15 protein-coding genes are annotated in these 13,481 nt (G+C 32.9%); 5 read left to right on the forward strand and 10 right to left on the reverse strand.

The window, feature by feature from the left end; all coding sequences use genetic code 11:
- The first annotated feature begins 26 nt into the window (after positions 1 to 26).
- On the forward strand, positions 27 to 461 hold the full coding sequence (locus Q0L29_RS13150; RefSeq protein WP_296622383.1) for a MarR family winged helix-turn-helix transcriptional regulator: 435 nt from the start codon (positions 27 to 29) through the stop codon (positions 459 to 461).
- Between the two features lie 2 nt (positions 462 to 463).
- Here the strand turns inward: Q0L29_RS13150 and Q0L29_RS13155 are convergent, their stop codons facing one another.
- The 3 genes from Q0L29_RS13155 to Q0L29_RS13165 all read right to left on the reverse strand — a co-directional run bounded on the left by Q0L29_RS13155 (position 464) and on the right by Q0L29_RS13165 (position 2,536).
- The gene (locus tag Q0L29_RS13155; protein ID WP_296622384.1) at positions 464 to 1,447 is read right to left on the reverse strand and encodes a hypothetical protein; all 984 of its coding nucleotides are present in this window, start codon (positions 1,445 to 1,447) and stop codon (positions 464 to 466) included.
- Between the two features lie 172 nt (positions 1,448 to 1,619).
- Positions 1,620 to 2,105 carry a hypothetical protein gene (locus Q0L29_RS13160; RefSeq protein ID WP_296622385.1) on the reverse strand — a complete coding sequence of 162 codons (486 nt, stop codon included), beginning with the start codon at positions 2,103 to 2,105 and terminating at the stop codon, positions 1,620 to 1,622.
- 32 nt (positions 2,106 to 2,137) lie between these two features.
- Positions 2,138 to 2,536 carry a response regulator gene (locus Q0L29_RS13165; RefSeq protein WP_296622386.1) on the reverse strand — a complete coding sequence of 133 codons (399 nt, stop codon included), beginning with the start codon at positions 2,534 to 2,536 and terminating at the stop codon, positions 2,138 to 2,140.
- A gap of 520 nt (positions 2,537 to 3,056) precedes the next feature.
- Between Q0L29_RS13165 and Q0L29_RS13170 the strand changes: the two genes are divergently transcribed.
- The 3 genes from Q0L29_RS13170 (at position 3,057) to Q0L29_RS13180 (ending at position 4,945) form a co-directional block, all read left to right on the forward strand.
- Positions 3,057 to 4,403, forward strand: coding sequence for a histidine kinase dimerization/phospho-acceptor domain-containing protein (locus tag Q0L29_RS13170; protein WP_296622387.1), 1,347 nt, complete (start codon positions 3,057 to 3,059; stop codon positions 4,401 to 4,403).
- On the forward strand, positions 4,361 to 4,519 hold the full coding sequence (locus tag Q0L29_RS13175) for an ATP-binding protein (RefSeq protein WP_296622388.1): 159 nt from the start codon (positions 4,361 to 4,363) through the stop codon (positions 4,517 to 4,519). Before Q0L29_RS13170 ends, Q0L29_RS13175 begins: the two co-directional genes overlap by 43 nt.
- A gap of 66 nt (positions 4,520 to 4,585) precedes the next feature.
- Positions 4,586 to 4,945, forward strand: coding sequence for a response regulator (locus Q0L29_RS13180; RefSeq protein WP_296622389.1), 360 nt, complete (start codon positions 4,586 to 4,588; stop codon positions 4,943 to 4,945).
- A 176-nt stretch (positions 4,946 to 5,121) separates the two neighbouring features.
- On the opposite strand, the gene Q0L29_RS13185 is transcribed toward Q0L29_RS13180, so the two are convergent.
- Both Q0L29_RS13185 and Q0L29_RS13190 read right to left on the reverse strand, forming a co-directional pair.
- Positions 5,122 to 5,769, reverse strand: a complete 648-nt coding sequence (locus Q0L29_RS13185; protein WP_296622390.1) for a DUF2459 domain-containing protein — start codon at positions 5,767 to 5,769, stop codon at positions 5,122 to 5,124.
- Between the two features lie 21 nt (positions 5,770 to 5,790).
- Positions 5,791 to 6,708 carry an alpha/beta fold hydrolase gene (locus Q0L29_RS13190; RefSeq protein ID WP_296622391.1) on the reverse strand — a complete coding sequence of 306 codons (918 nt, stop codon included), beginning with the start codon at positions 6,706 to 6,708 and terminating at the stop codon, positions 5,791 to 5,793.
- A 363-nt stretch (positions 6,709 to 7,071) separates the two neighbouring features.
- Between Q0L29_RS13190 and Q0L29_RS13195 the strand changes: the two genes are divergently transcribed.
- Entirely contained in the window at positions 7,072 to 7,806 is a 735-nt protein-coding gene (locus Q0L29_RS13195; RefSeq protein WP_296622392.1) for a phosphatase PAP2 family protein, read from the forward strand.
- A gap of 411 nt (positions 7,807 to 8,217) precedes the next feature.
- Here the strand turns inward: Q0L29_RS13195 and Q0L29_RS13200 are convergent, their stop codons facing one another.
- The 5 genes from Q0L29_RS13200 to Q0L29_RS13220 all read right to left on the reverse strand — a co-directional run bounded on the left by Q0L29_RS13200 (position 8,218) and on the right by Q0L29_RS13220 (position 13,018).
- Positions 8,218 to 9,120, reverse strand: a complete 903-nt coding sequence (locus Q0L29_RS13200; RefSeq protein ID WP_296622393.1) for a PKD domain-containing protein — start codon at positions 9,118 to 9,120, stop codon at positions 8,218 to 8,220.
- Positions 9,121 to 9,263: 143 nt separating this feature from the next.
- Positions 9,264 to 10,328 carry a hypothetical protein gene (locus tag Q0L29_RS13205; protein ID WP_296622394.1) on the reverse strand — a complete coding sequence of 355 codons (1,065 nt, stop codon included), beginning with the start codon at positions 10,326 to 10,328 and terminating at the stop codon, positions 9,264 to 9,266.
- 291 nt (positions 10,329 to 10,619) lie between these two features.
- Positions 10,620 to 11,159 carry an AraC family transcriptional regulator gene (locus Q0L29_RS13210; RefSeq protein WP_296622395.1) on the reverse strand — a complete coding sequence of 180 codons (540 nt, stop codon included), beginning with the start codon at positions 11,157 to 11,159 and terminating at the stop codon, positions 10,620 to 10,622.
- Positions 11,160 to 11,781: 622 nt separating this feature from the next.
- Positions 11,782 to 12,738: a DUF2911 domain-containing protein gene (locus Q0L29_RS13215; RefSeq protein WP_296622396.1), complete on the reverse strand. Its 957-nt coding sequence runs from the start codon at positions 12,736 to 12,738 to the stop codon at positions 11,782 to 11,784.
- A gap of 13 nt (positions 12,739 to 12,751) precedes the next feature.
- On the reverse strand, positions 12,752 to 13,018 hold the full coding sequence (locus tag Q0L29_RS13220) for an ion channel (RefSeq protein WP_367275789.1): 267 nt from the start codon (positions 13,016 to 13,018) through the stop codon (positions 12,752 to 12,754).
- Positions 13,019 to 13,481 lie beyond the last annotated feature (463 nt).

Below are 13,481 nucleotides of genomic sequence, written 5' to 3' on the forward strand. Positions count from 1 at the left end.
ATTTGTTGCTATACTAATAATTATAAATGCAAGAAGCCGAGAAATATAGCCGATATTCATTTTTACTGGATAAAACTGCCCGTAGGGTCAAACAGTACGCTAAGCAAAGATTCAGGGAATTGGGCTGGACCATCACGATTGACCAATGGGCTGTTTTAAAGCAATTGTATGATAAAGGAGAAGTGAACCAAAGGGAATTGGCAACAAACACTTTCAAAGATCATCCTACCATGACCCGTATAATAGACTTATTGAAAACCAAGGAGTTGATCGAACGTAAGCCTCATCCGGCTGATAGAAGAAGCTTTATGATTGCCTTAACAGCTGAGGGGAAATCTATGGTGGAAGAATGTCTTCCTGAAGTGCAAAAAATCAGGATGAAGGCTTGGGATAATTTGTCAGAAAAAGATTTTCAAGAGTTTAAAAGAATATTAGAGAGTATCTATCAGAACTTGTCTTAAGTTTATTTAATTCTATCAATCCCAACATAATAAAGGTCAAATCCACCAAGTCCAACGGGGCGGTTAGACGAAAATAACATCAAGTCATTGGTGAATTCATTTTCTTGAGAGCGAATGATGGGACGGTACTCATCATATTCAGAATTGATCTTAGCCCCAAAATTTTTAGGCTCCGACCATTCACCATTTATTTTTTCAGAATAATAAAGATCAAAGCCTCCGAAACCACCCTGTCTATCAGAAGCAAATACCATATAATCTTCCAAAATGAAAGGGCATTTATCATCTGAGGATGAATTGAGTGCATCAATTGAACGGATTGTTTTTTTAGAATTATCATAGAGTCTATCAAGCAGGTCTAGTGAATTATCCAGCTCAACATTGAAGATATCAAATTGCCCATTTCGATTACTGCACCAATATATTTGACTGCTATCTTTGTTTAACGTAGGGTAATAATCATCAAAAGTAGAGTTTAAATAGGAAATAGGGGCGATTGAATCATATTCATGATTCATTGCATTATGGGTGAATTTTACATCAAAGTTGCCTGCTTCATCATTGGCATACATAAAAAATCTTTCATGTTCACCATAAATTTTTCGGCTCAAATAGGGCCCCAATTCATTAAATGGTGTATTAATTTTTCCTAGCGCATTTTTTAAATCTATATCTTCCGAATTTGCATTTGCATCCTTATCTTCACCTATTGTAAATTCACCAGATGAATAAGAGAAATATAGAGCTATAAGTTTATATATAATGTCATAATCTCCACCTCCTGAACGTCTGTTCGAGGAGAAATATACCGTAAAAGCATCTCCTGTGCCAGGGGCGCTTTGATTGTAATCATCGTATTCTGAATTAGCAAATTCCAGATTTACCGGACTACTGGGTATGGTAGCAGAATTGTATTTATAGCCATATTTTTCATTGCAAGAAAAAAGAATTAGAAGTAAAAGGAGGATAGGTAAAGCTTTTTTCATTTTGGTTCTTTAAATATTAAACTATACAATAAACGTTATATTTTTTTTAATATTGTTTTTGAGAAAAATCTTGAAGCTTAATTATTTCCACCTGCTCATTCCAAAATAGTTAAGATAGTCTTCTAGTGGTTTTAATCCATTCTGTAATCTTATGGAATCAATATTAGTGGTATCAGCTTTTTTCATTCAACAAATCCTCTAGCTGAAGATTATAATCATACTGCAAATCTTCTTCCATTTTGGCTATGGTTTTGCGGATAGAAATGATCAGTCTTTCGTATAAATTATTCAAAGTTGTATTTTCTGTTATGGAGGGAGTCAATGAAAGCATTTTATGAGCAAAATAGATTAACAATTCTACTTCAGTAGATTTCTTTTTTGAATATCGAATATATTTCTTGGTGAGCCTTAAAACTTTTCGGATCGTTTTTTTCATCCAATAGTAATTCTGATTATTGATATCGGAGAATTGAAGATCAATTTCATTTTTAACTGATTGAATGTACCCTTCTTCATTTGAAGCCTCAAATAATAAATAGGTCAAAAGCTCTTTATTCTCTTTTTTAAACCTGGATAAATTTAAACAATAGGATAAGAGTTCCTCTTCTGATTTATGTTTTAATTCCTTTTTAATTTCTGCCAATGTAGCTGCTTTCATGATATGAAATTATATAAAAGCAGGCAACAAAATCAATCCTTCGTTAAAATACTATTATTGCTGATGTTTTTTTTCAATTGCTCTACATCCAATGGTTTTTCAAAAAAAGCAAGGGCACCGTTATGCAAGGCGAATTTTTTATCTGATTTTAATACTGAAGTGGTTAAAATGATAATAGGAATATGTCTTTTTTCTTGAGTATTTTTTACGATCTGTAAAACCTCTAGTCCATCTATTTTAGGTAAATTCAAATCTAAAAGTACTAAATCAGGCTCTTCACAATGGGAAAATTCATGCTGTTGTAATATTAAATCTATTGCATCAGCCCCATTATTGACAATGTCTAAGGTTAAATCAGAGTAAGCTTCTTCCAAATAAGCTGTGGTGAGTACAACATCTATCTCATTGTCTTCTACCAATAAAATTTTCATAGATCATCATCTTTAAAGTATAAAAAAATGATGGATGATGAGGAGGTGACATTAAATTCAGTTTGATGATACTGATACACCTATTAATTACTACTTAAAGTTAGGTCATGAAGTTTCTAAATTTAAATCAAATTCGATCAATCTTGATTTATTGCAGACTAAATTGGTTTTTCTTTCGAAATATAAAGTTCACTGTTGTTGTGAAAGTGAGTATATTAGATATTAAACGCAGATTTAAATTATTTTACCAGAATGTGGTTATGCTTAATTTATTCTAGATCATGAGTACTGCTTTAATTAGCTAAAGCGGTAGTAGACTCCCGTTATCTTCATGTATATTTTGATACTTTAATGCTGCCCTGGCCGTTACCAATAGCATTCCACTTCTCATTAGGTAATGATCTTCATCAATAAATTCAAAAAGTTATGATTAATTACTTTTTTTGGGAAAACTATATTATTAATTATATTTATTTATGGATTACTTAATTATTCTTCCACCCTTTTTAAATGTTAGCTTTTGCAAAAAAGTTTTAGATATATGATGGGGTATAAGTTTTCACAAAGAATTAAAAAATGGCTCGCTGCTGCAAAATCAAATGGCTATATGTTATTGATAGTATTCATTGTGAGTGGTTCTTTGCTTTTCATGAATTATTATACCATTCGAGTGCTTTCCGGAGTTCGTGCTTACATCCATGGCGAATCCTATTATTCTAAGGGTCAGAAGGATGCTTCACGTTATTTGCTGATGTACATTGATACTCAAAACGAACAATATTGGAAATCTTTTCAAGAAAATCTTAATATCCCTTTGCGTGATAGAGAGGCCAGAATAGCCTTGTTAAATGGAAATAGGGAAGAAGCAGAAAAGAAATTAATAGAAGGTAAAAACCATCCTGATGATGTAGAGGACATGGTTTGGCTGTTCTCTACCTTCCAGCAAATGCAATTTGTTCAAGATCCTCTCAAAAGCTGGACCAATGCAGATTCCGTTTTAATCCGACTACATAAACTGGGCAATGACATACGATCGAAAATATTAAACGGTACTTTAAATGATTCAAATAAAGAAATATTACAACAACGGATATATGAACAAGGCATACAAATAACAATTGAGGAAACTGAGTTTCTTAAAAGCCTGGGAGATACTTCGCGAAGATTACGAGACCTTATTTTATGGGCCAATACCATATTGATCATTGCCATTGTGGGTGGTGCCAGTATTTTTTCAATGCGGATTATAAACAGACTAATCAACTCTGAGGAAAGATTGTTGGAAAGAAATAAGGAACTCAAAAACACTAATACGGAATTGGATAAATTTGTATATAGTGCATCTCACGATTTAAGGGCACCAATTACCTCTCTAAAAGGATTGATTAAAGTTGCAAAACTTGCGAAAGACCAAGAGAAAGTTAAACAGTATTTCTTATTAATGGAAAAAAGCCTTGACAAGCAAGATGATTTCATCAGACAAATAATTTCGTTCTCGAAGAATAAACGAAGGGGTCTAAATATAATAAAGGTTGATGTTAAAGCCTTAATTGATAACATAGTTAATCAGTTGAAATATATGAATGATTTCACCTCTTCCTCTTCTATAAAAAGGAATATATCGGTTGATTACATTTATACAGATGTGCTTAGACTGGATATAATCCTAAGTAATCTAATCTCCAATGCGATTAAATATAAAGACCCGAATAAGGAAAAGCACATTATTGAAATTAATGTAATCAAAGAGGATAATAATATTCAATTTTCTGTAAAGATAATGGTATTGGTATTGCTGAAGAAACTAAATATAAAATCTTTGATATGTTTTATATGTCTAAACATAATATTGAAGGAACAGGTGTAGGCTTGTACATTGTAAAAGAAACTATAGAAAAACTGAATGGCAATATTAACGTTGACTCTGAACTAGGAGAGGGGACCTTATTTACCGTAGAAATACCAGAAAGTAGACAAGCTTGAAATGTAGTCAGCCTTTAATATTATAGTGTTATTTTACAAATCAAATTATTAAATTAGTTATAAAATATGTTTTTAATCATTGATGATAGTGAAACTGATAGATTAATTACTCGAATTCTACTTGAAGAATCGTATTCAAATCACGAAGTCGTTGATGTTGAAAGTGCCAATAAAGGTATTGAGTGGTTAAAAAATAATATTCCTGAAGAGAGAATGTGTATTCTTCTAGATATTAAGATGCCGGAATTAAACGGATTTGAATTTTTAAATTTATACGAGGAACTCCCTGAATCTGTAAAACAAAATACTACTATTTTTATGATTTCATCAACATTGGATCCAAATGATATCCAACGTGCTAATGATCATTTACATGTGAGAAAACTTCTGGAGAAGCCTTTTGATCCGGCTAGCATCAGCATATGATTTATTTGTTCGGACGGAGCCGGATGATTGCATGTTTTCTAGCAAATTTTTGTATGGAAAACCTCCTGAAAATTCATAGGAATTTAAACTTAAAAACACCTGCAGACCTAGTAGTGATGGAGAGCTATTAAGAAATTCAGTTTTAGTTTTGGAGAAAAGTTACGATTACTTAAGATTCATTTATATTTATTCATTAACCCAAAATCAAAAGGAGTCCAGTAACTAGCTTTCAATCCACTTCTTTTAAATCCTGTATTTACCCAAGAGTTACAGGTTTTGTAAAAAGAATAACTCCCATTTGCTCTATAGAAATCGTCCTTTGACGTATATCCCTGGTTTTTGAGTAATATTATTTCTCCATTTCTGTTTAAAGTGAAAGTCTCATACAAATAGGTGTTTAATTTCTTGAGCTCGGATTCTGTTATTTTAATTTCAATCCAATCGCTTTTTCTGTTTTGATAACGCGTTACATGAATCAAAGAGGATCCCTTTAAGAACACTGCGCTAAAAGCATTTTTAAAGGTTAAATCTCCCCAAGTTGGTGTATTCAAATAAAATTCCTCATCTCCCCATCCGAACGCTAAATAATTTTCATATGATTTATGCTTTAAATCAGAAAGTAAAATTGAATCTAAATTTTCTTTTGGAAAGACGATATCTAAATGAACACCATTTGTAGCTAAATAAATGGTGTTGTCAGGGATTTCACTGATTTGATCTCTATCAATTGTGATGCTACTTAGAATTAAAGAAACCACTAAATAGACAATAGGGATTAGTAAAAAATATAAAACATATTTAATTATCTTCTTGACTATTTTCATGTAGACTGGTTAATATACTTTCTAGTGGTAGCTTCTGATTTTTTCTCCAATATAGTTAAGAGCTTTGTCATATGTTTCAATTCCGTGACCTACATTATTAAACACTTTTATTTCTTTTATATTCTTCAAATGTCGTTTCGCATTCTGAATAGATTTCTTTGTAGGGAATAAAAGATCTTTATTACCCAACAGTAAATGTATTTCAACTTCGGTTTCTGCAAGTTGCTTATTCATAAAATAAGGCTTTTGCGCTTTATCTTTGTAACGGCTAATAGCAAAGACCTCATAATCAACCAGCATTTTTTCTGAAAACTCAGATAATTGATGATTCGGCTTTGAAAAAATTGCATTGTCAAGAAATTTCAAGACATTTTTGGAGCTAGGGCTAATTATTGGAAGAAGGTTATAATAAAGATTTTTAAATTTCAATGAAAAAAATTGCAAGCAAGCCGGATTCAGTAGAAATACAGATTTAATTTTTTCAGGTTTAACAATTCCGAGTTTCATACAAATTAAACCACCAAATGAGGCTCCTGCCACAAATGCATTTTCAATTTTGAGTTTGTCAAAAACTTCAACCACCCAATGTCCATAGTCTAAATAGTCTAAAGATTTAATATCAGGAGTAGCTCCATTACTTAAGTTAGGGAGTCCATTCGTCTCCACCATATAGATTTTCAATTTGCAGTTTAAATTATCCAGTCCTTTATCAAAGTCCCAAATTAAAGAAGTGGTTCTTGCTCCCGGAAAAATCACTAAAGTTTCAAAATCTTTTTCTTTTGTATTGAGACCCCAGACCTGAGTAGTTCCAAGTGAAGTTTCTATTTCATAACGTTCATATTGTCTTTCGTTATTTCCCTGTAATTGCTTTACCCAATTCTCAAAATAAACAAAATCCGACTTTTCGCCCTTGAAATAAGATTTACTATAGATTCTCATAATTGTCTGTAGTATGGAGTGAAATTTTAAATAACACTAGTCAAAGTGTAATGAATTTAAGGATTTAATCTAATTACAGAACCTTAGGTAGATAAATTAATGCAAAAAATAAAAACCCCGGATTGGGTGGAGTTGTACAAATAAGCATTTAAGCTAAAGTTAAGTTGATAATTTCATTTAAATATTCATCATCACTTTTGTAATCCTTATTATATTCAATAGTTTCAATATTGTTTACAGCAAAGTATTTCATAAAATGGTTATAAACCTTCTTTTTGATGAATATGAGGCCCTAAGCAAAACAACTTTTAAAGAAGAATTCGTTACTTACTAAGGAATTGAATTAAGCCACAGGCAATACGCATGAAATATATATTTATACTCATTTTTTCCTTCAATATCTTCAGCCTTCAAGCTCAGGAGTTTGCAGATAAAGAATCAGATTCTCTAAACACAAAGAGGACCTTTTTAAAAAGCTCCATACTACCCTTATCCATGATAACTGCGGGGATTATTGCCAACAACAGTCAGTTTGAAAAAGATTTGCGATTTGATATAAGATCAAAAGTGGGTAATGATTTTTATTTTAGAATTGATGATTATTTCCAGTACGCACCCATTGCAGAAATGTATCTTGCGGATGCCCTGGGTGTCGAAGCTAAAAACCATTGGTTTGACCAAACTAAATACCTGCTAATTTCAAATATCATTACTGCTGTTATAACACAGGGTTTAAAAAGGACCACCCTAAAAACAAGACCGGATTTATCTTCTAGGCATTCTTTTCCTTCAGGGCATACCTCTTTTGCATTTACCAATGCAAGTGTTTTAATGCATGAATTCAGAGATAGCGCTCCTGTTTTAGCCTATAGCGGTTATTTCTTTTCCACCACTACTGCTGCTTTCAGAATGATAAATGACCGGCATTGGATATCAGATGTATTAGTTGGGGCAGGCATAGGTATATTAGCCACTGAACTGGTTTACTATTTAGAACCACTTAAAAACTTTAACCCTTTTAAGAAAAATGAAAACATTAATTTTGTCCCTATGTTCGATCAAAACAGCAAGGGATTTTATTTTTCTTATACCTTCTGAAACCAAGGATTATAAAGTACACAATTGAGTCTAGATAATCTTGAATTTGATAATTATGTACGCCCCTCTTGATTAATAACACAAACCTTTGAAACAGAATAAAATCCAGATTTTCGGGACAGGTCTTGCTCGAAGGGGGCGGGAAGTAGGACAAAACAGCGGGCCAGTGTTGGGATTAGCCTTGTCCACCAGTGGCGGACCACCCTTCTCTTTTTTGAAGAGAAGGGAATAATACTTAGGCAATCATTCTAAAATGTATAAGAGGTACTATATTTTTCCCTCTCTTTGGAAAAGAGAGGGAAAGATTTGTCTTTGACAAATCAGGGGTGAGTTGTTAATTGGAAGTTTAGCAATAAGCTAATCAAATCCAGTAGGGTAAGCTTCTTGATGTTTTTGAGTCAAGTATTAAACCTACTCAATGAGCATTGGTTCATCATTCCAGTTCTCATAACTCGCATATTTGGATGTCCAGAAACCATCTTCTCCATGGTCAAAATTTATGGTCATTAAGTCGAAATTGGACATCTGCTCTATATTGATTTTAAAAGCTACAGAATCTGGTAAGTTTATGCCGTGATTTGAATTTGTGCCCAAAAATGGAAAACCCATCCATGCCCCTTTTCCTCTGAGAATGATCATTTCTGCGCTGGTGTCAAATTCGTAACTATAACTTCCACTAAGCCAAGCTGAAAGGTCTGAACCTTTTACTATCATGTTACTTTCAGTCGGCTCAAAACATGTCTCATAAACAGAATCTTCAGGGCTCCAAATCTGTGAATCTCCCCAGAATTGATTATTATCCTCAAAAGCAAATGAGTTATCTGCATAAAAAGTGAATTCATGCTTATAAAGGCATGGTCTGGATCCATCATTATAAAGACCTTCCCACCACTTATTAGGCTGAGAAGAATCGGGTCCTAATGAAGCTGCTGCATCTACCCGATACAATTTCCATTTCTTTGATTCATTTCCAGATAAATGAAATGATGGTGGAGTTGGAATATCATTTAAAGTAATAGTTTGTGTCAAAGAGCGCTCGAGATTATCTGCTCCAAATGCTGTTAAAGTGACGTCATATTGGCCGGCTGTTTTATATGTGTACTTAGGGTCAACTAGATTGGAAGTTTCACCATTTCCAAAATCCCATGAAAATCGGTCTGCATTTTTGGATTTATTTGTAAACTGTACAGTCTTATAATTTAAGTCGTCAATTTCCCAATTGAAACCCACTAAAAATTCCGGGTCAGTATCCTTAGATTTATCGTTGCATGAAAAAATCACAAATGCAGTTAATATGAAAATATAGGTTTTCATGGTTAATGATTGTAGTTTAACATTATAACGTTAAGCTAAAATGAGTATACGACTCAGTTGCTAGACGCACTGAAGTTTCTGGTTTTCATTGTCATATCAAGTGACTCAATTCGCATATTCATTTTAGTGTTTGTTAGTTGCTTTTATTGTGAAGTCTTTGTGCTTGATCCAACTATCTTTGTTAATTCCACAATACCAGGCGAATTAGATTGATTACGATCACTTATAAATCCAGTCGATTGGGTTTGCTCATAAATAGCCTTAGCAACTTGTACCATTAAAGCATTTCTTGAATTTTCATCTTCTCCCACAATTGATTGAGTAAAAAGTTTATAAGAATTCAATGCGTTTTGACGGTGTTTGCTAAGCGTTTCTTGATGCTTGTTCACACTATATTGCTTGAATGAAAAGCTTATGAGAAAAACAAATATTGAAATTAGGAAAATTTTAGCCACAAGATTACTTATACTATATCGAATTAAATTACCTTGATCATCTAAAACTTCGGTATTTAAGTAGGGTGAAGCATTAAGAAGAATAAATCCGATAATGAAAATCGTTGATAGAATAATCCCTGCAATTAGCCACTTGTTTGCAAGTTTTGATGCTTTTGTAGCTTCATTTTTAAAAACCAATGCATAATCCGAAACTGTTTCCTCAGATGTCTTCTTTTTGAGTTCATTTAAAATTGTTTCAGATTCTGCACTATTCTTAATTATCGATTCCTTCTCATTAGTTATCTCTTTCGTTAGATGCTCAAATTCTTCTCTAAATGATTTAAGTTTTTCATCAAATAAGTTATTCGATGATTGGTGGTTTAAGGACTTTACAATTGTATAAACTTCAAGAAGTTTATTGCTATTATTTTGATCAATATTGAATGTATTATTATAATACTTATCAATGTTGCTAAGATAACCAACCTTTTGTCGTGCAATTTGATCTGCTGATCCAGATTCTTCCTTAACAATATTTTGAATAAATGACCTCATGTTTTGCTCAAAGCCACTGATTTTACTCTTTAACATTGAGGGAATATTGTCATTTTGATCTCTTAAATCCAAAAGCTCATCAATAATTGTTTTGATCTCTTTTAGCTTGTTAAGAGCAAAATCTAACTTGTGGCGAGTAACAAAACCAGTAGGAGAAATTTTATCAATATCTATTTCTCTAATATCTATTTTAGAATAGTCAATTTCTTTTGCCATAGTGGTGATTTAATTGCAACTAACGATTCGCTAAGTCTACAGGTACACTTAGCCATTAATTATCACGGCTAAGTCCACCTCAAACATAAACTAAAATTATAAAAATTTAAGATAAATTAAAGGAATAGGGTACGGAAGTTTATTAGAATGGTCTTTATTAAATCGTCTAAATGTTATGGTTTGCTAAACTGATTAGATCTATTTTAGGTAGCCATAGAAAAGCTGCATATAGATTATATTCTAAAGATGTTAAAGTAGTCTTAATACTTACAAAATTTGACATTAAGTAACTTACATATTTTGAATAGTTACTCTTCTTTTTTCTTTCAATTTTTTGAAGTGGGAAGGTGTTAATCCCGTAGCTTTTTTAAACTGGGTTGATAAATGAGCAACACTGCTGTAATGTAGTTTATATGCGATTTCAGAAAAAGTGTCTTCACCAAAAATAATCAACTCTTTTATCCGCTCAATTTTTAAAGAAATGATAAATTGTTCTAGTGTAGTTGCTTGAACTTCTGCAAAGAAATTAGATAAGTAATTATAAGACATATCTAATTCTTCACTTAGCAATACTGAAAACTTGAGATTTGGTTTTTTGTCTGACTTATAAACGTAGTCAATGGCTACAGTTCTTATCTTCTCAATTAAAACACCTTGCTTTTTTTCTAATAATTCTAATCCCGCTTTTCTGATTAGTTTATTTAGTGCAGTCTTATCAGTATCAGAAACATCCAAACTGGTTATTATTTCACCCAATTCTACTGTTGAAGGCAAAATTTTGAGTTCTTCTAAAGCTTCTTTAACAAAAATTTTGCAGCTTTCGCAAGCCATGTTTTTAACATAAATTATCATATGAGATTTTTATTTGGTTGAAAATAATTGTTCGAAAAGTTAGTTAAGATTCATTCCAATTATAATATAAACACCTAAACGTATCAATCCTGCAATTAGTCTAATTTTTATGCAAATATAAGCAGTGTGTTATAGTAGTTAGAAATTAGTTTTTGTGGGTATTTGAGGCAATGTTGGCGAGACCCTTTGCCATAGCTCAAGTGCAGTACACCGATGTGTCTGGCCGTTCGGCTGGTATATCAAACAACAATTTTTAGGCTTGGGAGCCTAAAAGACCGCTTCCTTTTGCTTTTTTACCTCATTATCTGCTTAACAGAAAAAATAAGCAAAAGCTATGAGGGAAGGTTTGTGCGTCTGAGGGGCCATACCCTCAAGCAAATTTTTGGGTTGTGTTTAGATTGAAGGGAATTCGGTTGGGAATATGGATTCGGCTCTTAAGGAGCAAAAGCAACTGGATTTAATGGTTAATTTAACCAAATAGCAACTTACCTATTCGATTAATCTTTAAAAATAATGAATGTCAGGTAAACATAGGGATTAATTTTTACTTGTAAAGTTCAGGAATGACATTTTATGAAAAAGCCATTCCTGATGATCAATTTTACAACGATTTCACCTCAAAAGAAACCTTTAGCTTTTCCCATGCCATAGCTACTTTGGCTTTTGATTCACCCATTTCCTTCACTGTATAGGTAAGTGTTTCCTGATTTTCTGCTAATTCTTCGGGCTTCACTTTCATCCGAACCAAATCCAGAGATGGGTCATAGTCATCGCTCATGTGCTGATCCCAGTTTTTGTTGATGATCAACGTCCATTCGTTTTCACCCGGAATAGTGAAAAAACCATATTTTCCAGTTGGCACCTTTACGTTTTTAATTTCTACATCATTTGAAAAATGGATGGTTGTTGCCCTGTGTGCTCCAGTAGCCCATACTTTGTTATATTCAACCAGACCTCCCCAGATCGTTCTCCCTCGCACAGATGGAGAAGAATAATCAATGTGTATATGTGTATCTCCTGCATTTCCCATAGCTACTGTCTTTGGACTCTTGGCTTTAGGTTTGCCATCATTTTCGGTTGCCGGCTCAGCATGATCATGACCTTCAGCAGCCTTCTTGCAGCCTCTGGAAAACTGTAAATGAACAATCTTCCAGATGTTGCTTTCCACCTGCATGGAAAGAGTTACTAATCCAGCAGAATTAATCTGTTGGCCGTGCATCTCCCCTTTAATCAAGTAATTACCTCTCACTAAAGCCATCTCTTTATTGACTAAGGACTCGGCTACTTCTATAGAGAATGTCATTTCATTCATCTTTCCAATTTCTTTACCCAAATGACCATCTCTGTATTGTTCCCAAGAATCATCTACTGAACCTTGTTCATATATTTTAGCTTGTGAAGAGAAGACAGAATCCAGGGGTTGTAAATTTTTATTATTAACTGAGTTGACAAATAAATCCAGCACTTCAGTGACTGTGTTTTTTGGATTGGTTGAATCATCGCAGCCATACATTAACATTGTGCAGGCCAAAAGGACGGTGGTAAATAATTTCTTCATTATATTTTTTGGATTAGTTTAAAAAAAAAGCAAAAATAAATTTTTCATAAAGATAATCTAAATACAACAAAACAAAACTTTGATCAATCTCCCTCCTCAAAAATATATTGGCAGGGGTAGTTTCAGGCACAATGTTTCTATAACCAATAGTCGCAAAAATTACTACACTGAAATAAAAAGCTTCGAACAGATAGTTTAAACTTTCCAAAGGTTTAATCCCCAGATCAACATAGAAACTCAGGTTATTACTTCCGAATTTTATAGGTACTTCGATTACCAATTTAAAATGATTGCAGAAAATTTTTCCTTCTCTTTAGGAAAAGAGAACAGCGTTTCCGCGGAGTCTGATCGAGATGAGTCAGAAAAAATAAGGTTTCCGAAAAGTCACATCACTTTCATTTATCTCCTTTGAGGTTAAGTCCATAGACTGCGATGTCTTGATCCATCATAAATTTGCCTTTTTAGCTTTTACATTCTTCAGAGTCACCTTTTCTCATTTTCAAAAACCATTTTACCTCTGCTAGAATTCACTTCTTTGTATATGTTTTTTATATGCTGTCAAATTGTTCTTCTAGCTTTGCCTTGCAATTCAATCATTTATTGTTCCGTTCCAAAACAAGCTGACAAATTTTAGGCTTGGGAGCCTAAAAGACCGCTTCCTTTTGCTAATTTATTTTAGCAATATAATTTTCTACCTCTTTAGTTATTTCTTCAATATTGGCTTTTAATGTCTTGGATAGACC

Source organism: Marivirga sp. (genome assembly GCF_024636815.1).
Lineage (GTDB): Bacteria > Bacteroidota > Bacteroidia > Cytophagales > Cyclobacteriaceae > Marivirga.